At 55.7% G+C, this 21,576-nt stretch carries 24 protein-coding genes; 10 read left to right on the top strand and 14 right to left on the bottom strand.

Annotated elements, in window-relative coordinates; translation table 11 throughout:
• The first annotated feature begins 22 nt into the window (after nucleotides 1-22).
• The 3 genes from bioB to bioA are packed head-to-tail and all read left to right on the top strand — an operon-like array spanning nucleotide 23 to nucleotide 3,166.
• The gene (gene bioB, locus RBQ93_RS10280; RefSeq protein ID WP_320372030.1) at nucleotides 23-1,015 is read left to right on the top strand and encodes a biotin synthase BioB; all 993 of its coding nucleotides are present in this window, start codon (nucleotides 23-25) and stop codon (nucleotides 1,013-1,015) included.
• On the top strand, nucleotides 1,012-1,797 hold the full coding sequence (gene bioD, locus RBQ93_RS10275) for a dethiobiotin synthase (protein WP_320372029.1): 786 nt from the start codon (nucleotides 1,012-1,014) through the stop codon (nucleotides 1,795-1,797). The genes bioB and bioD overlap by 4 nt, the downstream gene beginning before the upstream one ends.
• A 4-nt stretch (nucleotides 1,798-1,801) precedes the next feature.
• Entirely contained in the window at nucleotides 1,802-3,166 is a 1,365-nt protein-coding gene (bioA, locus tag RBQ93_RS10270) for an adenosylmethionine--8-amino-7-oxononanoate transaminase (protein WP_320372028.1), read from the top strand.
• 19 nt (nucleotides 3,167-3,185) lie between these two features.
• Here the strand turns inward: bioA and RBQ93_RS10265 are convergent, their stop codons facing one another.
• Nucleotides 3,186-4,748, bottom strand: a complete 1,563-nt coding sequence (locus tag RBQ93_RS10265; RefSeq protein WP_320372027.1) for a FapA family protein — start codon at nucleotides 4,746-4,748, stop codon at nucleotides 3,186-3,188.
• A gap of 127 nt (nucleotides 4,749-4,875) precedes the next feature.
• Here RBQ93_RS10265 and RBQ93_RS10260 point away from each other — a divergent pair, with 127 nt between their 5' ends.
• Nucleotides 4,876-6,249, top strand: coding sequence for a sigma-54 dependent transcriptional regulator (locus RBQ93_RS10260; protein WP_320372026.1), 1,374 nt, complete (start codon nucleotides 4,876-4,878; stop codon nucleotides 6,247-6,249).
• 5 nt (nucleotides 6,250-6,254) lie between these two features.
• On the opposite strand, the gene amrS is transcribed toward RBQ93_RS10260, so the two are convergent.
• Nucleotides 6,255-7,268 (bottom strand): AmmeMemoRadiSam system radical SAM enzyme, encoded by a 1,014-nt coding sequence (amrS, locus tag RBQ93_RS10255; RefSeq protein ID WP_320372025.1) that lies wholly within the window; start codon nucleotides 7,266-7,268, stop codon nucleotides 6,255-6,257.
• A gap of 111 nt (nucleotides 7,269-7,379) precedes the next feature.
• On the opposite strand from amrS, the gene RBQ93_RS10250 reads away from it, so the two are divergent.
• The gene (locus RBQ93_RS10250; RefSeq protein WP_320372024.1) at nucleotides 7,380-7,724 is read left to right on the top strand and encodes an Hpt domain-containing protein; all 345 of its coding nucleotides are present in this window, start codon (nucleotides 7,380-7,382) and stop codon (nucleotides 7,722-7,724) included.
• Nucleotides 7,725-7,749: 25 nt separating this feature from the next.
• Here RBQ93_RS10250 and RBQ93_RS10245 read toward each other — a convergent pair whose 3' ends face one another.
• The 4 genes from RBQ93_RS10245 to sugE are packed head-to-tail and all read right to left on the bottom strand — an operon-like array spanning nucleotide 7,750 to nucleotide 9,730.
• Nucleotides 7,750-8,376 carry a LysE family translocator gene (locus tag RBQ93_RS10245; RefSeq protein WP_320372023.1) on the bottom strand — a complete coding sequence of 209 codons (627 nt, stop codon included), beginning with the start codon at nucleotides 8,374-8,376 and terminating at the stop codon, nucleotides 7,750-7,752.
• Between the two features lie 3 nt (nucleotides 8,377-8,379).
• Complete coding sequence (locus RBQ93_RS10240) at nucleotides 8,380-8,847, bottom strand: hypothetical protein (RefSeq protein WP_320372022.1); 468 nt, start codon at nucleotides 8,845-8,847, stop codon at nucleotides 8,380-8,382.
• 5 nt (nucleotides 8,848-8,852) lie between these two features.
• Complete coding sequence (locus RBQ93_RS10235) at nucleotides 8,853-9,365, bottom strand: shikimate kinase (RefSeq protein WP_320372021.1); 513 nt, start codon at nucleotides 9,363-9,365, stop codon at nucleotides 8,853-8,855.
• A gap of 44 nt (nucleotides 9,366-9,409) precedes the next feature.
• On the bottom strand, nucleotides 9,410-9,730 hold the full coding sequence (sugE, locus tag RBQ93_RS10230; protein ID WP_320372020.1) for a quaternary ammonium compound efflux SMR transporter SugE: 321 nt from the start codon (nucleotides 9,728-9,730) through the stop codon (nucleotides 9,410-9,412).
• A 275-nt stretch (nucleotides 9,731-10,005) separates the two neighbouring features.
• On the opposite strand from sugE, the gene RBQ93_RS10225 reads away from it, so the two are divergent.
• Both RBQ93_RS10225 and RBQ93_RS10220 read left to right on the top strand, forming a co-directional pair.
• Nucleotides 10,006-10,248 carry a type II toxin-antitoxin system ParD family antitoxin gene (locus tag RBQ93_RS10225; RefSeq protein ID WP_320372019.1) on the top strand — a complete coding sequence of 81 codons (243 nt, stop codon included), beginning with the start codon at nucleotides 10,006-10,008 and terminating at the stop codon, nucleotides 10,246-10,248.
• Complete coding sequence (locus RBQ93_RS10220) at nucleotides 10,248-10,550, top strand: type II toxin-antitoxin system RelE/ParE family toxin (RefSeq protein WP_320372018.1); 303 nt, start codon at nucleotides 10,248-10,250, stop codon at nucleotides 10,548-10,550. The genes RBQ93_RS10225 and RBQ93_RS10220 overlap by 1 nt, the downstream gene beginning before the upstream one ends.
• A 156-nt stretch (nucleotides 10,551-10,706) precedes the next feature.
• On the opposite strand, the gene RBQ93_RS10215 is transcribed toward RBQ93_RS10220, so the two are convergent.
• The 8 genes from RBQ93_RS10215 to RBQ93_RS10180 form a co-directional block, all read right to left on the bottom strand.
• A complete protein-coding gene (locus RBQ93_RS10215; RefSeq protein ID WP_320372017.1) occupies nucleotides 10,707-11,021 on the bottom strand; it encodes a hypothetical protein in 315 nt (104 codons plus the stop codon).
• Entirely contained in the window at nucleotides 11,018-11,299 is a 282-nt protein-coding gene (locus RBQ93_RS10210) for a toxin (protein ID WP_320372016.1), read from the bottom strand. The genes RBQ93_RS10215 and RBQ93_RS10210 overlap by 4 nt, the downstream gene beginning before the upstream one ends.
• Nucleotides 11,300-11,467: 168 nt before the next feature.
• Nucleotides 11,468-11,845 carry a VOC family protein gene (locus tag RBQ93_RS10205; RefSeq protein ID WP_320372015.1) on the bottom strand — a complete coding sequence of 126 codons (378 nt, stop codon included), beginning with the start codon at nucleotides 11,843-11,845 and terminating at the stop codon, nucleotides 11,468-11,470.
• 143 nt (nucleotides 11,846-11,988) lie between these two features.
• Entirely contained in the window at nucleotides 11,989-12,450 is a 462-nt protein-coding gene (locus tag RBQ93_RS10200; RefSeq protein WP_320372014.1) for a hypothetical protein, read from the bottom strand.
• A 145-nt stretch (nucleotides 12,451-12,595) separates the two neighbouring features.
• On the bottom strand, nucleotides 12,596-13,036 hold the full coding sequence (locus RBQ93_RS10195) for a hypothetical protein (protein WP_320372013.1): 441 nt from the start codon (nucleotides 13,034-13,036) through the stop codon (nucleotides 12,596-12,598).
• Nucleotides 13,037-14,174: 1,138 nt separating this feature from the next.
• Nucleotides 14,175-14,438, bottom strand: a complete 264-nt coding sequence (locus RBQ93_RS10190) for a hypothetical protein (RefSeq protein WP_320372012.1) — start codon at nucleotides 14,436-14,438, stop codon at nucleotides 14,175-14,177.
• 133 nt (nucleotides 14,439-14,571) lie between these two features.
• On the bottom strand, nucleotides 14,572-15,234 hold the full coding sequence (locus tag RBQ93_RS10185; RefSeq protein WP_320372011.1) for a hypothetical protein: 663 nt from the start codon (nucleotides 15,232-15,234) through the stop codon (nucleotides 14,572-14,574).
• A 131-nt stretch (nucleotides 15,235-15,365) separates the two neighbouring features.
• Nucleotides 15,366-16,502 (bottom strand): hypothetical protein, encoded by a 1,137-nt coding sequence (locus RBQ93_RS10180; protein WP_320372010.1) that lies wholly within the window; start codon nucleotides 16,500-16,502, stop codon nucleotides 15,366-15,368.
• A 163-nt stretch (nucleotides 16,503-16,665) separates the two neighbouring features.
• On the opposite strand from RBQ93_RS10180, the gene RBQ93_RS10175 reads away from it, so the two are divergent.
• The 3 genes from RBQ93_RS10175 to RBQ93_RS10165 form a co-directional block, all read left to right on the top strand.
• A complete protein-coding gene (locus tag RBQ93_RS10175) occupies nucleotides 16,666-17,640 on the top strand; it encodes an integron integrase (RefSeq protein ID WP_320372009.1) in 975 nt (324 codons plus the stop codon).
• A gap of 2 nt (nucleotides 17,641-17,642) precedes the next feature.
• Nucleotides 17,643-20,096, top strand: coding sequence for an ATP-dependent helicase HrpB (gene hrpB, locus RBQ93_RS10170; RefSeq protein WP_320372008.1), 2,454 nt, complete (start codon nucleotides 17,643-17,645; stop codon nucleotides 20,094-20,096).
• A gap of 2 nt (nucleotides 20,097-20,098) precedes the next feature.
• On the top strand, nucleotides 20,099-21,576 hold a 1,478-nt coding region (locus RBQ93_RS10165), incomplete at its 3' end, for a phosphotransferase (RefSeq protein WP_320372007.1).

The raw sequence follows: 21,576 nt of genomic DNA, 5'->3' as shown, positions 1-21,576 counted from the left end.
CGGGGTATGCTAGCTAAACGCCATGAACACAATCCTTCAGTCGCTGCTCGATACCTGTGCTGACGGTAATCAGATAACCGAAGAACTGGCCCTTGCCTGCTGTTCGCTCCAGTCTGATCAGCTGCCGTCACTGTTTGCTGTTGCTACACAGGTCAGAGAACGAGCTTTTAAACACAACGTCTCGCTCTGCTCCATTATAAACGCCAAGTCAGGACTCTGCCCTGAAGACTGTTCCTTTTGCGCCCAATCGGCGCATCATGAGACATCTGTTGCACAGTATCCGCTGCTGGATGAGCAGACGATACTGGACGGTGCCCGTGCAGCGGCAGCCAGTGGCTCTGGTTGCTACGGTATCGTAACCAGCGGCAGCGGCATACGCGGCGGTGAGGAGCTGGATCGCATCTGCCGGGTCATTCGACAGATACGGGCTGAAGGTTTGATCGCTCCCGGTGCGTCGCTGGGCACGTTGGATCAGTTCTCGGTTCAGGCCCTGAAAGAGGCAGGTCTGGTAACCTACCACCACAACCTGGAGACCAGTCGCAGTTTCTTTCCGAATATCTGTAGTACCCACGACTATGAGGATGATGTTGCCACGGTTCGCATGGCCAAACAGGCAGGCCTACGTGTCTGTTCGGGCGGACTGTTCGGTTTGGGTGAAAGTATGGCACAGCGTGTCGAGTTGGCGTTGACCCTGCGCGAGCTCGATGTGGATTCGGTGCCAATCAATTTCCTGGACCCGGTTGAGGGGACACCCTTGTCCGGCAGTAAAAACCTTACACCGCTTGAATGCCTGCACAGTATCGCCCTGTTTCGCCTGATACTGCCGCAGGCGCACATAACTGTTTGCGGTGGGCGTGAAAAGAATCTGCGCGATCTGCAATCGTGGGTGTTTATGGCCGGAGCCAGCGGTATCATGACCGGCAACTATCTTACTAAACAAGGGCGACAACCCGGTGACGATCGCCAGATGATCGCTGATCTGGGGTTGAAGCTTGCAGAGGGGCTTGTGCGATGAGTAGAGGACTGTTTGTAACTGGGACCGACACCGGTGTTGGCAAGACGATAGTCACCGCCACCCTGGCCAGAATCTTGCGGTTGCGTGGTGTGAATGTCGGCGTTATGAAACCGGTTACCTCAGGTTGTCAGGTGCGTAACGGGGAGCTGGTCTCCGAAGATGCCGAGCTGTTGGCCTGGGCAGCCGGCATTGAGTGCGACGACAACGTCGCTCCTTATCGTCTGCGCGAGCCGTTGGCGCCGGTGGAGGCAGCAAAGCTGGATGGGGTGAGGATTGATTTCAGTCGCATTGCTGAGTGCTACCAGCGACTGACAAAACGGCACGATTTTGTGCTGGTGGAAGGGGCCGGAGGCTTGATGGTGCCGCTTAATGGCGGTTTGCTGATAGCAGACCTGGTTAACCACCTCAAACTACCACTGGCAGTGGTGGCACGTCCGGATTTGGGAACCATTAACCACAGCGTGCTGACCTGTTACGCTGCCGGACAGATGGGCATTGAGGTGAAAGGGGTGTTTGTCAACCGCTTCCCAGCTGTTCCTGGACTGGCTGAAAAGGGCGCCCCCCATCAGATTGGCTCACTGTGTGGTGCGCCGATACTGGGCATCTGGAACGATCTGCCGGGCACACCAGAGCAGGTCGTAGAAACGTTGGCTGAACAGTTCAACAACGATCCCAAGTCGGACATCATCCTGCGGGTGCTGGGTGGCGCCGAGGACAGCCCGTGCAGCACTGGTTCATCGGCGAGTAGCTGCTCAGGCAGCTGCAGTGGCTGCGGAGCGTAGAACGGTGCCCCCCAAACCGACCACCGAGCAACTCAAAGACTGGGACAAACGCTACGTCTGGCATCCCTTTACCCAGATGCGCGATTGGCAGGCCGAAGATACACCGGTGATTGTGGCCGGGGAAGGCAGCTGGCTGATCGACTCAGACGGCAAGCGCTACCTGGACGGTGTCGCCTCCATGTGGACCAACGTGCATGGCCATTGCCACCCCGAGTTAAACCAGGCGTTGGCTGATCAGGCCGCTAAAATTGAACACGCCACCCTGCTGGGTCTGTCAGGAGAGCAATCGATCCTGCTGGCAAGGCGTCTGGTGGAGATCGCGCCGACCGGCCTGACCCGCGTCTTTTACTCCGACAACGGTTCCACCGCCGTCGAGGTGGGCCTGAAGATGGCCTATCAGTATCAGTGCCACCTGGGACAACCCCAGCGCAGCCGTTTCATCCGCCTGCAGCACGCCTACCACGGTGATACCATCGGCTCGATGAGTGTGGGCGGTATTCCTATCTACCACGCCACCTTCAGCCCCCTGTTGTTTGAGACCATCGAGGCGCCGGCTCCCTACTGTTACCGCTGTCCGCTGGGCAGGCAGGATGCTGACAGCTGCGGGCTGGCCTGCCTGGCTGAGCTGGAACGCCTGATCAGCGAGCATGCCGACGAACTGGCCGGCGTGGTGCTGGAGCCGCTGTTGCAGGGAGCCGGCGGCATGATCGTGCATCCTGCAGGCTACCTGAAAGGCGTGCGTGAGCTCTGCGACCGCTACGACGTGCTGCTGATCACCGATGAGGTGGCCACCGGCTTTGGCCGCACCGGCCGGATGTTTGCCTGCGAGCATGAAGGGGTTGCGCCGGACATCATGGCCATCTCAAAAGGATTGTGCGCCGGCTACCTGCCGCTGGCGGCGACACTGGCCAGTGAGCGGATGTATAGTGCGTTCCTCGGCAAGTATGCCGAGCTGAAGACCTTTTTTCACGGTCACACCTTTACCGGCAACCCGTTGGCCTGCGCCGTTGCGCTCAAGAGCCTTGATCTGTTCGAGCGAGACCAGCTGCTGGCAGCGTTGCAGCCGAAGATTGCTCAATTGGGTGCCTGGTTGCAGCGGTTGGCGGGACATCCTCGGGTGGGTGATCTGCGACAGTGCGGCCTGGCGGTCGGCATTGAGTTGGTGGCTGACAAGGCAACCAGAGAACCGTATCCGTGGGAAGAAAAACGCGGCATCAAGGTCTGTCTGGCGGCCCGCAGGCGCGGGGTTTTCTCGCGTCCTTTGGGTAATACGGTGGTGGTATTCCCGCCGCTGGCAATCACAGCGGATGAGCTGGATTTTCTGATGGAAACCCTGCTGCAGTCGATTGACGAGGTTGTTGGCGACTAGCCGGCGGGGTAAACCCTGATCAGGGATCAGCTGGTTGTGTGTCTTGATTGTCTGTGCCGGCCTCAGGTTGCTGTGCTTCGTCCGCTTCAGCGGCAGCCCGCTCTGCCTCCTGTGCGGCCGCTTGTTCTGCCAATCGCCGCTGCTGATCATCCAGATAGGCCCGCTCCACCTCATCAGCATGTACGCTTAACTCACTGAGCGCCACCTGCCGCAGCCCACCCTCGGCACTGTTCTCTATCAGCGATAGCGGGCCTTCCAACTGGGCCGTAAACTCCTCGACGCTGCCGCCCACCTGCACGGTCACCCCTTCATACAGCCTGTTTCTGACGTTCACCTTCGGGTTGGCATTGGGCGGACGGCGCTTGCGCACCTCGACAATCGAACTGGTCAGGCGCTGTTTTTCGGTGGTCAGGCGGTGTAACTCATCCATGTCCTTGGCCTGACTGATCGATTCGTGCAGCACCTCAAGCTGGGCAAACAGCTCCTGCAGACGCTCCAGATCGTGATAATCGGTGCCAGCGTGCAGCTTGGTCTTGACGCCGGAAGGGGCGCCCACTTTCTTTACATCGATCCCTTCCAGGGCGATACAGGAACCGCCTGACAGCATGCCGGCGTACACGGCGCCACGGGTCCGAACGTTACTGTTGATCAGTTCTATGTTGATCTGCAGTGTGCCTGAACATTCGATGGCAGACTCGTGGATGAAGTTGGCGGTGATGTTGCCGCCGCACAGGATGCTGCCCTTGCCCTGGCCGTCCATGCCGCAAAATTCAATGTTACCGGGGGAGATCAGGCGACAGTTGCCCACGTTGCCGGTAATCTTCAATCCCTTGCTGGCGTTGATCTGGAAGCCGTCCAGCACGTCGCCCCGCACCTCGACGAAACCGTTAAAGCGGATGTTGCCCACCGCGAAATCTACGTCCCCGTCCACAACGTATTCTTCCACCACATGAATGGTATCGCCATCCAGCTTTACCCGGCCATGGATCTCGGCAATCAACAGACTATCGTCGTCACCAGCGATGCGGACGTTTTTGCCGAGCTTGAGCTGTAACGGCTTGCCTGGGGGAGGAGGGACCAGCTTGCCGCGTACAGTCTTGCCGGCGGTGCCGTTGCTGGGGGGGATAATGCGGCCGATCTCCTGATCGGCATCAACATTGATGAATTGTTGTACAGAGCGGAAGTCTATGGCGTCGTCTGCATCGTCCGTGTCTTTGTCATTGTCAGGCGGAGGAGGCTCCAGGGGACAGAACGTGTACTCTAGTCTGCCGTCTTCGCCCGGCAGCGGGGGCTGCCCCGCGGCCACCCGATAGGTTGCCGAGCGTCCCGGCAGGGCCTGCACCAGCAGTTGTGCGACCGCGTCATCTGAAACGCCGATAGAGATGCCGTCAGTTGCCAGAAAGGCCATGATCTGATCAGAGCTGGGCGGTGTGCCCCCCTGGTGCACATCCAGGTGGGCGATACACTCCATCTCATCTGTCGAGAGGTTGAAGATTAATTGATAGCTGTTGGGTTGGGCATGATAGAAGCGCTGTCCATCCTGTTTCGCATCACTGCTTGCAGTGGTCGATGTTGGCTCCATAAAGCCTCCTGATGCGGTTTTAGGCACTATACCAGCGTTTGATGCAGATTGCCACCTCGCAACTCATGAAAATATTGCGTCTGGATTGAGTGCTGTGACATAGTACGGCCCATACGAGGAGCGTACAATGGACGATCAGTTCAGGGTGCTGGTGATTGATGACGATGACCCCGGCCGCGAGGTGATGGAACTGCTGTTGCGCAGGGCCGGTTTTGCCGCGCACTCAGTGAGTAACGGTGCCGAAGGTATTGCCGTGGTGCAGGAAGGGGCCACCGATCTGGTGCTGGTCGATCTGTTTTTGCCCGACAAAAGCGGCATCGAGATACTGAAAGAGATTCGCCAGGTGGCCCCGGAGATCGAAGTGGTGGTGATCACCGGTCACGCCTCGGCCCAAACCGCCGTTACAGCCATGAAGGAAGGGGCCTTTGACTACATCACCAAGCCGGTCAATTTTGATGAACTGAAGATCGTCATCGCAAAGATTCGCGAACAACAGCGGCTGCGGTCCGAAAACGTCTATCTGAAAAAACAGCTGCTGGAGCGGTTCCAGTTCAGCAACATCATCGGCGGCTCCACCGCCATGCAGCGGGTCTTCGAGCGGATGCAGCGGATCGTCAAAACCGACTCGACGGTGCTGATCTTTGGTGAGTCGGGCACCGGCAAGGAGCTGGTGGCCCGCGCCCTGCACCACAACAGCCGCAGGAAATCACACCCCTTTGTGGCGGTCAATTGTGGCGCCATACCCGAAACCCTGTTGGAGAGTGAGCTGTTCGGTCATGTACGTGGCGCCTTTACCGGCGCAGTGCGGGATAAAATCGGCAAGTTTGAGGCCGCCCACCACGGTACCCTGTTTCTGGACGAGATCGGCACCATGCCGATGCACCTGCAGTCCAAGCTGCTGCGGGTCCTGCAGGAACAGGAGGTGGAGCGGATCGGCTCCACCAAGACGATCAAGCTTGATGTACGGGTGATCTCAGCCACCAATGCCGATCTTGAGGAACAGGTCCGTCAGGGAACCTTTCGCGAAGACCTGTTTTATCGCCTGAACGTGATACCGCTGCACCTGCCACCCTTGCGCGAACGTCGTGAGGATATTCTGCCGCTGGTCAATCACTTTCTGGACAAGTTCCGTCACCTGATGGACCGACCGGCCATTGGCATGCACCGGGCCACCCTGGATGCGCTGGAGCAGTACCACTGGCCTGGCAACGTGCGCCAGCTGGAGAACGTGATCGAACGGCTGGTGGCGCTCACCGAGGGGGATGCCATCACCCCCGATGACCTGCCGGCCGAGATTGCCGATCAGGGCAGGGGCGGGCGGGGGCTCTGTCTCGACCTGTCGCCGCAGGGGATCGATATGCCTGCCGCCATTGCCGACCTGGAGCGCAAACTGATCGCCAAGGCGCTGCTGCTGGGTGGCGGGGTCAAGACCAAGGCTGCCGCCCTGCTGGGGCTCAACCGCACGACGCTGGTCGAGAAAATCCGTCGGCTGGGTGTCTGATCAGTTTAGCCCCATATGCCGGCAATCGCCTTACCGCAGCTCCCACAGGACCCATCCTTCACGTTGATCCGAGTAACCGTGTAGCCGCTGCGCCCCACCACCACGGCGCCACAGTGGGGACACAGCGTCTGTTCCCGTCCTGCCGCCACATTCCCTTCGTAGACATAGCGTAATCCGGCCCGGTCGCCAGCTTCCAGGGCTCGTTCCAGCGCTGCCAGCGGGGTAGGGGGGTGGTCCAACATTCGGTGGCAGGGGAAAAAGCGAGAAACGTGCCAGGGGGTGTCGGGCCCCAATTCATCAGCAATAAAACGGGCGATGCCGTTTAACTGCACATCGTCGTCGTTTTCCCCTGGTATGATCAGCGTAGTCAGCTCGATCCAGATGCCTCGGCGGTGGTAGTCGCGGATACAGTCCAGTACCTCGGCCAGCCGCGCTCCGCATACACGCCGGTAAAAATCATCGCTAAAGCCCTTCAGGTCGATATTGGCGGCATGCAGCACCGGTGCGATCATGTCCAGCGCCTCAGGGGTGATGTAGCCGTTGGTGACAAACAGGTTATAGAGCCCCTTGTCCGCGGCCAGGTTGGCGGTGGCCAGGGCGTATTCGAACCAGACCGTCGGCTCGGTGTAGGTGTAGGCAATTGAGCGACATCCGCCTGCCAGGGCACGCCGTACCGCCTCGGCCGGTGGCAGCTTGTGTCCCGGCATGGCGCTTGTGTCGTGGGCATCATACTGGGCGATGCTTGCGTTCTGGCAGTGTAGGCAACGGAAGTTGCAGCCCACCGCTGCCAGCGAGTAACTGCTGCTACCGGGCAACAGGTGAAAGAGCGGTTTTTTCTCGATCGGATCGATCTGTTCCGCCACCACCAGGCCGTCCACCAGAGAGAACAAGGATCCTTCCCGATTTTCGCGTACCCGGCAGATACCCCGCTTGCCGTTGGCGATCAGGCAGCGGTGGCGGCACAGCCCGCAGCGCACCGATTGATCGGCAAGCTGCTCGAACACAAGAGCGGTTGACATAGTGCACCCCCCAGGTTGCGGATTGTCAAAACGATGCTATACGTTTTTAAGTATAGCTCAGCATGGCGGTTCGGCAACGTGACGAAACGGACAGAAAGGGCTGGTAGCGGTATGGCGGTTATCAATCGTGAAGAGGTAGTGGCGCGGCTGGGTGGCGATGAGGAGCTGTATGCCCAAATCTGTGGCCTGTTCCGGCGCGATGGCCGAATGCTGCTGGAACGGTTGCAGGGGGCGCTGGATGCAGGCAGCCTGGAGCTGGCAGTCCGTTATGCCCAGTCGATCAAATCCATGGCATCCAACGTGGGCGCTGAAGAGCTGATGACCCTGGCAGGCCAGGCCGAACAGGCTGGCCGTGATGGCGATGGGGTCAGTCTGGGCGCCTGTCTGCCTCAGTTGCAGCAGCAGTTGTTTTCAGTCTTGCAGGAACTGCCCGCCAAAGCACCCATCGCCCCGTAACACCATGCATAGATCACACGGCCGGTCAGCGTTCGCTTAATGCCAGTTTAAGCGCCAGCCCCACGAAGACAGTTGCGGTCAGGCGGTTCATGATCCGTTGCAGCCCGGGCGAGCGGGTCAGCCATGCGCCCAGCATCCCCGCCAACAGTGCAATGCCACCAAAGACCAGAATCGTCGCCACCATGAAGATCGCCCCCAACAGCAGCAACTGCTGGGTTAGCGGCCCCCGCGCCGGATCGGCGAACTGCGGCAGAAAGGCCAGAAAAAAGACCGACACCTTGGGGTTGGTGATATTCATCAAAATCCCACGCCGGTAGAGCTGCCAACCGCTCAACTGGTCTTCTGGCGCCGTACGGATTGAGGTTGATGACGCCCGCCAGGCCTGCCAGGCCAGCCAGAGCAGATAGCCTGCGCCACAGAGTTTAAGCAGCGTAAAGGCCAGCGCCGATGCCGCAAACAGGGCCGCTAGGCCCAGCGCCACGGCGGTGGTGTGCACCAGCAGGCCGGTGCAGAGCCCCAGGGTCACCGCCAGGCCGGCTGACCTGCCTCGCAGGGCAGCCTGGGTCAGCACAAATAGGTTGTCCGGCCCAGGTGCCACGGCCAGCACCAGCGAGGCGAGGAAGAAGGCCAGCAGGGTTTCGGTGGCGGGCATCACCTACTCCTTACCGGCAGGCTGCTGTTGATCAGCACCAAAGGCATCCCGCAACGCCTTGGCGTCCAGCTGCTGCTCAAAACCGGCAAAATAGGCGCTCACATCAGGATTGGCCATGATGCCCTGCATGGCAACACCTCCCAGCACCTCGAAGCTGGCGGCAAAGGTCTTTTCCCCCTCATACTTCAGGGCCTGTTGGGTCTCGTTTCTGCAGTTCTGGGTCAGCAGTCTGACCACCAGCACCGAGATATCCTTGTTAAGCTGTAGTCCCTGCTCCGGTGAGACATTACTCAACGCCTTCACATCGGGGTGGGCCGACATGGCGGCGTAGATCCACTTCACCAGCAGGGTCTTGTCAGCCTCGCTGGTGGAGTGCACCAGGCACTTCGACATCTCGTCGGTAAAGGGGCCGGCCTGGGCTACGCTGCTAACAAGCAGCAGGCACAACAACAGGGTAGAGATGCGTCGCATGGTGGTCATCCTTTCGTGATGGCAGCAATGATCCGTTCACAAACCTGCTCGTGGCTCAGATCGGTGCAGGGGATGGTCAGGTCGGCATAGCGCTGGTACAGCGCTGTTCGTTCGTGCAACAGATCGGCCAGCGTCTGATCAAGGCGTTTGGCAAGGCCGCGTGTGCCGAGGTTGTCAATCCGGGCAGACAAGGTTGCCAGATCCACATCCAGATAGATCACCAGCCCGTTCGTCTTGAGGTGAGCCATGGCCCGCTCACTGTACACCGCACTGCCACCAGTGGCAATCACGTGCTTGTTGACCGAAAGTCCCAGCAGCACCTGCTCCTCCAACTGCCGCAGGGCCAGGTAGCCCTCACGGTCAACAATCGTCTGCAAGCTGCGCCCGGCTGCACTCTGGATCAGCAGGTCGGTATCCACAAAGCCCAGTGCCGTCTGTTTGGCCAGCAGCACTCCAATGGTACTCTTGCCCGCTCCCGGCATACCTATCAGCACGATGTTTGAAAAGATTGGTGGCATAGGGTTTATTGGTCCGCGTTGCGAGAGTCGTTCCATTGGTTGTATCAGGCCGGCGACGCCAGCTTGAGACCCACGATACCAGCGACGATCAGCCCAAGACTCACCAGCCGCGCAACCGTAGCCGGCTCATCCAGCAGGATGATACCGAGCAGTGCGGTGCCTACCGCGCCCACGCCAACCCAGACCGCATATGCAGTGCCCACCGGCAGTGATTTCATGGCAATACCGAGCAGACCGAGGCTGATGGCCATTGAGAGCAGCGTGGCAACGGTTGGCCAGAGACGCGTGAAGCCATCAGTATATTTCAATCCGATCGCCCAGCCGATCTCAAACAAGCCCGCTACAACAAGAATAACCCAGTTCATTGCTGCCTCTCATGCATGCGGGGTCGTCCCCGGATTAGTATCGAGCGGTGAGGTCGTCCTCACTGCTGAGAAGCCTAACGTTCACGAGATAAGGGGCTGGCGATGCCGGAGCCCCGGAAACACCGAAAGTACGATACAAAATTCAACGCACAGTAAGCCAGTCCCACTTGATTGAGCTGTTAGAACAAAGACTTATCAAACTTAAATTCCGGGCTTGACCAGTACCAATAAATATTATAACGTTATCTTATTCTGCTCTTACAGGAGGTGAAGTCATGCCAAAAAATACTAGCGTCACTCTGGGTTCCCATTATGAAAAGTTTATTTCGCAACAGCTCGTTCAAGGACATTATGGCTCGGCAAGCGAGGCTATCCGCGCTGGTTTAAGGCTTTTGGAAGAGCGTGAAACCAAGCTGTCACTGCTGCGTCGTGCGCTCACTGAAGGTGAGGAAAGCGGCACAGCAGATTATAATTTAAAAAGTCTGAATGCCGAGCTTGACGGCGAAATTTTCAACTGATGCCTTCATTTACACTTACCAACATGGCGAAGGCCGATTTGAAAGAAATTGGCCACTACACGCAAGAAAATTGGGGCAGAGAGCAGCGGATACTATACCTGAATATGCTTGATGCCTGTTTTTATAGATTGGCAACAAACCCTCTCCTGGGTAAAGATTGTAGAGAAATTCGTAATGGCTACCGCAAGTTTAATGCAGGTAGTCACCTGATTTTCTACCGTCAGAAATCAATTGATATAGTTGAGATAGTCCGTATTTTGCACTGCCGCACGGATGTTGAAATGCAGCTGTCCGTTTTTTAACTACACCCTCCGCACATTACTCTTCCTCTCGCAATCAGCAATATTTCAACTTCTTGTTCTAACGTTTACGAGACAACCGGCTGGCGATGCCGGAACGGTGCTGCTTGAACTGCCTGATTCATTGCGATTTGTACACTAGTGAAATTCAGCATGCAGTTAGCCAGTCCGAGTTGATTGAGCCGTTAGGCGTCTGACCGGTCTTTCCACCAATTTGCCGGATACATACTTGTGGAGAATGCTGGCTATCAAGGTCTGATATGGGAGACCTTCTTCTGCCGCCTTTTCCTGGATGTCCATAAGGTCGGGAGTAGATAGGCGGATATTGACACGACGGTCTTTTATAAACGTGTCGTGGGCAGCAGCACGGTATTTTTGTAAGTCATCTTTTGAGGTAATGACCGAGGTCATCTTGTCTTGGTCGAATACCTCAAGCATGTCTTGTTCATATGTGTTCAGTTTTGCTTTTTTCATAATGTACCTCGCTTCAGGTAGTCCCGTTTTGCTTTGCGGCTTGGAATAATGGTTTTGAGAAAGTAGTATTCCGACTCTTCAATAAAGGGCACCAAGTAGACATAACCCTCGTATGCAACGACAAAGATAAGCTGGTTTGGGTATTTATCAATGTTTGGATGCTGAACCACGTCCAGCAGACCGTCTGCCTCAATAGCCAGAACCATTTGTTCAAAGGTGATGTCGCGCTCAGCCTTTAGCTCTGTATTCTTCTGATGATTCCAGCGGAAATGTTTCATGGTGGCAGGATACAGTAATGTGTGCCTTTTGTCATCACAAACGTCTAACGTTCACGAGATAAGGGGCTGGCGACTCGAAGCCCCGGAAACACCGAATGTACGAAACGGACACTGCTAAAATTCAGCGCACAGTAAGCCAGTCCGAGTTGATTGAGCCGTTAGGTGAAATTAATAGTTTGAAACTTCTATTAAGTTCATGTCTGGGTCTCTGAAGTAAAACGAATTTATTGGACCTACAGCCCCAGTTCGTTTTACAGGGCCTTCTATAATTTCGACACCCTTACTGCGTACGTGTTCAATCGCTTCATTCAGCGGAACGTCGGTAATGAAACACAAATCTGCAGAGCCAGACGTAGGTTTGTCTGCTTTTGGCTCAAATTCCTTGCCTACCTGATGCAGATTGATTTTTTGATTACCGTATTTGAGCGCTAGCCTTCCAGCCCCAAACTCTTCTTTTTGCATGCCAAGCACAGCAACGTAAAATTGTACTGTAGTTTCGATGTCCTTCACCGTAAGAACCAGATGGTCAAGTCGCTGGATTTGCATATTGCCTCCTGCTTTCACCTAACGTTCACGAGATAAGGGGCTGGCGACTCGAAGCCCCGGAAACACCGAATGTACGGCAAGGACACTGCAAAAATTCAAGGCACAGTAAGCCAGTCCCACTTGATTGAGCTGTTAGGTGCAATTTAGTGATGATAGGCAAAAGACAATATCTTTTCTATTCGAGAAGCTGCAAGGATGCGCCGTTGCCTTGCTTCACTTGTGCTGCAACCATGTCCTGAATACTGTGTTAAAAAGGGTATGGTGAAATTTGGCTCGTCAGGGACTCGATAGTATTCTTGCCAAGCTAGTTCAAGCTTTTCAGCTTTTGTGTCAAGAAAAGGTTTGAATTCAAAAATTGCTGCACGATGTTTTTCAAATGCTGCGGTAAGTAAGTCACAAGCATCAATAGTGTTAGCTGACATGGCAGGGTTTAATGCTAATAGCTCATCTCTGAATGCAGTACGGAATTTGATTGATGCCTCACGAAATGCAGTTTTAAGAGATAGAGCAAGCGTTAAGCGATAGCCTGTCCATGTGCCTACGAGAGTGCCAAGAATAGTAAAACAACCACTTATCAGAGATATTTCATATGCGTTTAATTGCATTTCAACTCTCCTAGTCTGTTACATGATGCACCTAACGTTCACGAGATAAGGGGCTGGCGACTCGAAGCCCCGGAAACACCGAATGTACGACAAGGACACTGCAAAAATTCAAGGCACAGTAAGCCAGTCCCACTTGATTGAGATGTTAGGGCTTTTGTTTGGGAATCATTGAATAGAATTCTTTTAATTCACAGTGAATAACTGGAATTACGGAAAGCAATGCTGTCCCTGCAAGCCCGAATGCTAGTGGAATTCCTGAAATTCCTTGTTTTTGGATGAAAATAAAGTATGCATACCCTGCTAGCATAGCAAGAGCAGGGATAGTTGCTACACAAGCAATGGCAAATGGAATGCCTCTAAAATTTTCTGGAATTAATATTGAACGTGACTTTATGAAAACAAGTATGCGGTATAAGACTAAAACAGGAACAATAGCCGCCAATATACCTAAAACTTTTTGAACTAAAAACAGCATAACATTGCTGGCACCAAATAAGTGAACAAGCGGGAAAGCAAGTGTGCCAACTAAAGCGCCACCCCCGAAATAAGCTGCTACCAAACAGGTTAAATAAATCAATGCACGCATACATTCACCTTTCTAGACCTAACGTTTACGAGATAACCGGCTGGCGATGCCGGAGCGGTACTGCCTGACTAACCTACCACCTGACGACTGCGGAACTGCTGAAATTCAGCGCACAGTAAGCCAGTCCGAGTTGATTGAGCCGTTAGAGGTTGGACTATTCTGTACCTGCGCGACAGAAACCGTGTCCCCCCCCTCCAATACCTAGCATTGGGACAAGTGGACCGCAGTAAGCGCCAGAAGAAACAGGCATTTGTCGAGTAAATTGTACTGGTTTACCGTCGTTATAAGTGACTTCGAGTTTTGTGTTACACACTGGCATCCATAACGGTATAGGTATTATTGCAAAGACAGTTAAGCCACACCATTTTAATTCATCTTGTACGACGTAACTCTCAAGTCCACCAGGAAGAACTTTGTCGGGTTTGCGGGTAGGTTTTGTACGAAACTGCCATGAGAGTGCAGATATATCGTTACTCACTTTAATATCAGAATTATGGGTAAAGGAGCTCCCAACGCACCCTGATGAGTTAATTGTAACGACTAAGATGGCGATAGCCAAAATGTATTGTTTCATGCGTGACCTCTAACGTTCACGAGATAAGGGGCTGGCGATTCGAAGCCCCGGAAACACCGAATATACGACACGGACACTGCTAAAATTCAACGCACAGTAAGCCAGTCCCACTTGATTGAGCTGTTAGATACTGCTGCTTGATAATGTGTATAAGGAGAAGGGCGAGGGAGCAGGGTGTCCTGACTTCCCGACTGGCAAAGTCGTCGGGGTCCCGTCACAATGATTCGTTTAAGAAATCACCACCATGTCTCTTGGTCTCCGGGTTTTGGATATGTTTCTGCACCAGTCTGAACATCCAAAGTATCCGGGCCAACTAAGGACATGACGCCCGCACCTCCTCATGTAGGTAATGAGTTTACTTACCATGTCGCATTACCTCCTTTCGGAAGGGGCTTTTCGCCCTCCTCACTATAAACACTATCCTTTCTGTATCTAACGTTTACGAGATAACCGGCTGGCGATGCCGGAGCGGTGCTGCTTGGCTAACCTGCCAACTGACGACTGAGGAACTGGTGAAATTCAGCACACAGTAAGCCAGTCCGAGTTGATTGAGCCGTTAGGCGTTTAAACTGCTGACAACCTTGTTTTTAGGTATGAAATAGCTTTTTCAGACAGTTTTAGAGGCTTCGTACCACCACCTTCAATAAAATCAACCATACGACCAACAGGCCAAAGTTCTTGGCTGTAGCCAACAATTATAATTCCATGCTCGTCTCCACGGTAATCATGCCAATAGTTAGCGACTAACTTCCCGTCTCGGTAAATGCTATATCGGTAGTCACCAAATGACTCCCCTCTAGTGATTTCTTGTTCGATGACAAATTCCATGTGACATTTCCCTTTGCGCCTAACGTTTACGAGATAAGGGGCTGGCGATTCGAAGCCCCGGAAACACCGAAGGTACGGCACAGACACAGATAAAATTCAACGCACAGTAAGCCAGTCCCACTTGATTGAGCCGTTAGGTGTTGAATAGATATTTAAGTAGTTTGGCGATTTCTACTGATGCAGTGCTTAAAACTACTCCTACAAAAAGCCACGATGCACCTATCGCTGATATATGAACTCCGCCTGTTCCAGTTGCTTCGAGCTTTTCCTGAATAATACGGTCTTCTGTTTGCCTCAATTGTGTTTCTTGCTGAAGTGCAGTTGCTGATTTTTGACATTCCTGATCGATGTCTTTTTGGGTCTGATTTATACGCTCATGTATGCTTGCAATGTTTTTTTCAAGAGCCTCAAGACGATTTTCAACCGTAGGATTGTTGCCGGCACTATGTGTGCTATACGCCCTACCGTTACCGGTTAGAGCAATTGATATACTTCCGCTACAAGCAATGCTCACATGCTTGCGCTGAAAAAGAGGAAAACGCTTTAGCCACTCTTTTGTTTTATTTGCAAAAGAGGGATGACCAAAGAGTGCTCTTGTCTCAGAAATGCCCCATATTACGGTTCCTATGCCTAATACTTGTAAAAAAAGTCCAGTGATACGTATGACTGGTTCTGTTGAATATGGGCCTAGAGATATGATTAAAGCGATCAAAATAATAGTTAAGGATAACCATGTAAATTTCATTTCTGAAAGCCAATGTCGAAGTGCATTTATTTTAAATATGATATTTTGCATTTAACACCTAACGTTCATGAGATAACCGGCTGGCGATGCCGGAGCGGTGTTGCTTGACTAACCGACCAACTGACGACAGAGACACTGGTGAAATTCAGCGCACAGTAAGCCAGTCCGAGTTGATTGAGCCGTTAGGTGTTCTTGTTTGCAGTGCGTGGAGAGTGTTGTGCTAGAACAGTTCTGACCACAGTTGCAAGTGTTTGTGCATTTGCAAGAAACTCTTTTTCTTGTTGTGGTAGAGCGAATTCCTGCCTAAGCCACACCCTGTCTTTAATCTGAAAACCAGCAGGAAGTTCGTCAAGAAGAGAGGCGCGTACCTTGTTTTTGAGCGCCGTTCCAGGGCACCACCCATCTGGGATAACGGTTGATAAAATTGCACCATGATTTTCAACGGTAAGCCAAAACCTGGCTTGTGGAGCGTCTTGGGCTGAAAAACTGAACGAAGCATAATTCAGGTGGTCTGCCCACGCATTTGCAGAAAAATTATTGCGTATATTGCTAAATTGCCAAAGTTGACGAACTGCACGCCATGTTGGTTCTATTTGGGGGTTCTGTTCGAGAATTGATTCAAAATGCATTACAATTTCAGATTTTGAATTACTTAAAAGGTTGGCACGTATTAATTCAATTGGAACAAAGCGTTTTCTTAAATAACCAGCTAACTCTACACAGTATTTGTCAAAGCTAGGTGCTATTAGAACCAGCCTCGCTGGAGCACCTGTGATTGTGAAAGCATGATCACCCCAAAAAAGTTTAGCAAAATCATTTAGGCTGTTTTTGTTGTCTGATGGCCAAGGCTGTGAATTGCTGAAACTCTTTATATTTGGAGCGTTGTGCTTGGTGGTTAAAAGTGTTTTGTTGCCCCATATTTGAAGTTGGTTCAACGCATTCTTTAAGACGTCATGTCGTGTTCCCCGGCTTGCAATTTTGAAAAAACCACGATCTAGCTCCCCTAGGGGCAATATATGGTAGTGCTCAGAGTATGCCAGCAATTGTGCCAAAGCAGCTAGTTTTGCCTCTTCATTTTTAATTTCGACAATCACAAGTCGACCTAATTCATCGATGTACAATTGGTCTGGTGATACCTCGGTGCTTCCTCCATCAATTTTTATTGGCAGGTGGTCACATACGTTTAGCAATTCCGGATTAATAGTTAAAATATGCTGCAGCAGGTCTTCGGTCCATTTAGCAGGAGTGCAGCCTGTGCCTTGAGCATCAGTCGGTCTAGCAACACCATCTTCAAGTGAAATGACAAACTCGTTGACCATGAAATATCTCCTTATGGTAAGCACCTAACGTGTATTAGACGACCTAAATTTAAATAAAAAACGACAAAAACAGCACAAAAAAGCCGGTTGAAATTTATTAACTAGCTGTTATGCTTTGCCTAACAAAAATAAAAAAACGACCTAAATTTCAGGGAAAAACGACATGGAAAACCAGCCTGCCAAACCCAAGCTACTTGATCAACTCCGTGATCGCATTCGCCTCAAACACTATAGCAGGCGTACTGAGGATGTGTACCTTGATTGGGCAAAACGTTACATACTCTACCACAATAAGACCCATCCGCAAGAGATGGGTAAGCTCGAAATAGAAGATTTTTTAACGTATCTGGCGCGAGATCGTAAAGTATCGGCCTCTACCCAGAATCAGGCCAAGGCAGCGCTTTTGTTTCTGTACAAAGAGGTGCTTGATATTAAATTGCCTTGGCTGGGGGAGGTGGAGCAAGCCAAAAAGCCGCAAAAGATGCCGGTGGTGCTGACAGAAGAAGAGGTGCAGGCACTGCTGGCAAAGTTGCCTGATAGCTGGTTGCTGGTAGGGCGTTTATTGTATGGTACTGGCCTGCGTCTACTGGAGGGGCTGCGACTGCGGGTGCAGGATCTTGATTTTAGTGCAAATCAGCTTTTGGTACGTGAGGGTAAGGGGGGCAAAGACCGGGTAACCATGTTGCCGCAGAAGCTGCAACTGCCACTTAAAGACCATCTGTTGCGAGTGAAACAGCTGCATGATCAGGATCTGGCTGCTGGTTATGGCGAGGTATGGTTGCCGGAAGGTGTGGCCCGCAAATATCCCGCTGCCGGTAAAGAGTGGATCTGGCAGTATGTCTTCCCGTCAATTAAGTTGTCCGTTGATCCCCGCTCAGGCGTGACCAGACGGCATCATCTGGATGAAAAAGGGTTGCAGCGGGCCATCAGGCAGGCTGGCGTTGATGCCGGACTGACTAAGCATGTGACCCCCCATACGCTGCGGCATTCCTTTGCCACCCATCTGCTGCAGGCTGGTTATGATATCCGCACGGTGCAGGAGTTGCTGGGCCATAAGGATGTGCAGACCACCATGATTTATACCCATGTGTTGAACAAGGGCGGTCGGGGCGTAACCTCGCCGCTGGATAGAATCTGACCATGCCCGACCGTCTGCCGATTGATGACGTTTTGTCGGAACTGCTGGATACCCTGCGCACGAGCCCCAACGCGGTGCTGTCGGCCCCGCCGGGTGCCGGCAAGACCACCCGGGTGCCGCTGGCGCTTTTGGAGCTGTTCCCACCGGAAGCCGGCCGGATCGTGATGCTGGAACCACGCCGGATCGCAGCGGCCTCGGCGGCCCGCTACATGGCCCAGTGCCTGGGGGAGCCGGTGGGGCAGACCGTGGGCTACGCCATCCGCTTTGAACGCAAGGTGAGCCAGCAGACCCGGATCGAGGTGGTGACGGAAGGCATCTTGACCCGCCGTCTGCAGGACGACCCTGAGCTTAACGGGGTGGCCTGCGTGATCTTTGACGAGTTCCACGAGCGTTCGATCCATGCCGACCTGGGGTTGGCCCTCTGCCTGGAGTGCCAGGCCGCGCTGCGGCCTGATCTGAAGTTGCTGGTGATGTCGGCCACCCTGGACTGCGGACCGATTGCGGCCCTGTTGGGGGATGCGCCGCTGGTGGCCTCTGAGGGGCGTTCCTTTCCGGTGGAGCTGCGCTACCTGGGGCAGCAGCAGCGTCAGCCGCTGCCGCGCCTGATGGCAACGGCCATCCGTCGGGCAGTGCAGGAGGAGCGGGGTGATATCCTGGCCTTTCTGCCGGGTAGCGGCGAGATCCGGGCGGTGCAGCGGGAGTTGGAGACAACAGGACTGGAGGCCTTGGTCTGTCCGCTCTACGGCGACCTGCCTTTTGAGCAGCAGCAGCAGGCCATTCGGCCCGGCCCCCGGCGCCGGGTGGTGCTGGCCACCAACATCGCCGAGACCTCACTCACCATCGACGGGGTGCGGGTGGTGATCGACAGCGGTCTGTCGCGCCGCCTGCAGTTGGACCCGGCTACGGGTCTGGAACGGCTGGTGACGGTGCGGGCATCAAAGGCTTCAGCCCTGCAGCGCACCGGGCGGGCCGGCCGCACCGGACCCGGAGTCTGCTACCGCCTGTATGATGAACATCGTTTCAAGGCCATGACCCCCTTTACCCCGCCGGAGATCATGACCGCCGATCTGGCGCCGCTGTTGCTGGAGCTGGCTGCCTGGGGCATACGTGTTAATTCCGGGGACAGTATGGATGTTACGTGTACTGTCCCCGGAATTAAGTGGCTGGACCCGCCGCCGGCCGCCCATCTGACTGCGGCACGTGAGCTGCTGCGTCTGTTGGGCGCCTTGGATGACAGCGACCGGATCAGCGAACTGGGCCGTCGGATGGCCCGGTTGCCGTTGCACCCCCGGCTGGCGCGGCTGCTGCTGGCAGGGCAAGAGCAGGGGCTGGCCGCTGCTGCCTGCCGTCTGGGGGCCGAACTGTCGCAGCGCGGCAGCGCACCTGCTCTGATCCGTCAGACCGAGCAGCAGCTGCGCCGCCTGGTGGGCTGCCCCAACGATGCGGCTACTGCGCTGGACGACAGCCAGCTGGCCCCGCTGGCCCTGGTGGCCTGGCCCGACCGGCTGGCCCAACGCCGCAGCGGCGATGCTGATCGTTACCTGCTGGCCTCGGGCCGTGGGGCGCAGTTGTCGGCTGGGCTCAAGGGCAGCGGCCCTGAGCTGTTGGTGGCCTTGCAGGTGGACGGCGGGGCAGGGGTTGAAGGGGTGATCCACCGCTTTGTGCAGGTCGGCGAGGTGCAGCTGCGCCAGACCTTGCAGCAGCAGCTGCAACGCCAGCGGCAGGTAATCTGGGATGAGGCTGTCGGACGGGTGGCGGCGACAGAGCAGGAGCGGATTGGCGCGGTGGTACTGCGTAGTCGGCAGGTTGCGGCATCTGACCAAGAAGCGCTGCCGCTGATGCTGGAGCAGGTCGCTCGTCGCGGCAGCGCCAGCCTCACCTGGAGCCCGGCGGCCCGCCAGCTGCAGGCCAGGGTGGCGTTGTGCGCCCGCCTGCTGCCGGAGGAGGGCTGGCCCGACCTGTCCGATAGCTGGCTGGACAGTCACCTGAAACAGTGGTTGGGGCCCTTGGTGGGCGGGCTGCGTTCCTGGCAGGATATCCAGAAGCTTGATCTGTTGCCGGCGCTACAGGCGCTGCTGGACTGGCGGCTGCAGCGGGAGCTTGACAGCGTTGCCCCGCTTAAGCTGCAGATACCCAGTGGACGTACGGCCAGCCTCGACTATACTGATCAGGAGGGGCCGGTGCTGGCGGTGAAGCTGCAGGAGCTGTTCGGTCTGGCCGCATCGCCCACGGTCTGCCGGGGGCGGCTGGCGGTGCTGGTGCACCTGTTGTCGCCGGCTGGACGGCCAGTGGCGGTGACCCGTGATTTGCAGGGTTTTTGGCAGCGGGGCTACCCGGAGGTGCGCAAGGAACTGCGGGGGCGCTACCCCAAACATCCCTGGCCTGACGACCCCTGGAACGCCCCGGCCACCCATCGCACCAAGCAGGCGCTGGCCCGATCACCGGGAAGGAGCTGACTATGCTGTTCGAGATGCATTGCCACACGGCCGAAAAATCGGCCTGCAGTTCGGTAGCGGCGGTGGAGCTGGTGCGACGTGTTCAGGCCCGCGGCCTGCAGGGGATTGTGCTGACCGATCACCATGCGGTCTGGCATGATGAGGAACTGGCCGAGCTGCGCTGCCAGGCCGGGGTGCCGGATCATTTCAGGATCTTTGCCGCCCAGGAGGTGACCACTGCCAAGCATGGTGATCTGCTGGTCTACGGCGCCAGCGAGGCGATCCCCAAGGGCACCGCCCTGGAGGATATCCGGGCCGCCTGGCCACAGGCAGCGCTGGTGCTGGCCCATGCCTACCGCAAGGGACGCCATCCCGCTGATCAGCAACTGACCGATCCGCAGCTGGACGGGGTGGAGATCTTCAGCTCCAACCACGGCGTGGCCGAAAACAGCCGCGGCCTGGCCGACTGGCACCGCCTGCGTTTTACCGCCATTGCCGGCACCGACACCCACGGTGTGCAGTACGCCGGGGCCTACCCCACCATCTTTGATCACCCCGTACAGGACATCGCCGAACTGGCGGCAGAGCTGCGTAAAGGGCGCTGTCGGCCGTTCTTCAAGGAGATCCCCCGCTCCGGGGCCAACGCGCTGGTGACCGAGGTGACCTTCGGCACCAAGGAGGGGGACGAAAACCGGGAGCGGATCATCATCCGTACCCTGACCGACGAGAAGAAGTGGAAGAGCACCGAACGGGCCGAGTCGATCATGGCGGCGGTGGCAGCGGCCGGTTTCAGCGAGGGGCGCTACCGGGTGCCGCGGCCGATCGAGATCGACCGGGAGCGGATGACGATCATCGAACAGGGCATCCGTGGGCGCTCGCTGCACGACAAGCTGCTTTCCGCCAGCCCCGACGATGCCCGCTGGTACCTGGAGCTGGCCGGCCGCTGGCTGGGGCGGCTGCATAAGGCAGCCTTGGCAGTGACCAGCCCGGAGGAGTTCGACCAGCGGGAGGCCAAGCGGCTGCAGCATTATCTCTCCCGCTTCGAGGAGATCAACCACCGCCATAGCGGCCGGGCCCGCCAGATCGTGGAACGGCTGCTGTCGGCCTACCGGGAGATGGCCTGCGGCACCGACTGTCTGGTGCAGGGCCACGGCGACTATCACCCCAAGAATCTGATGATCGGCCAGGACAGCCAGGAACAGCGCGAGACCCTGTTTGTGGCGGCCATCGACTTCGGCAGCTCGATGATGCTGCCGCCTGCCTTTGACGTGGGCAGTTTCCTGGCCCAGCTGCGCAACCAGCTGTTCAGCCAGCGCGAGCTGCTGGAGCGGCTGCCGGAGACGGTCTTTATGGATGGCTACCTGGACGAGGGACCGCCGGTGGGGGACGAGTTTCTCTGGCAGGTGGAGCTGTTCCGGGCCCGCACCAACCTGAGCATCGCCTCGTTCCTGATCCGGGTCGGCATGGGGGAGAGCGAGGACCTGTGGCGGGTGTTGGTGGA

Origin of the sequence: Trichlorobacter sp. (assembly GCF_034008105.1) — a bacterium.
In the GTDB taxonomy this organism is placed as follows: domain Bacteria; phylum Desulfobacterota; class Desulfuromonadia; order Geobacterales; family Pseudopelobacteraceae; genus Trichlorobacter.
This window is presented reverse-complemented; position numbering and strand designations above follow the sequence as displayed.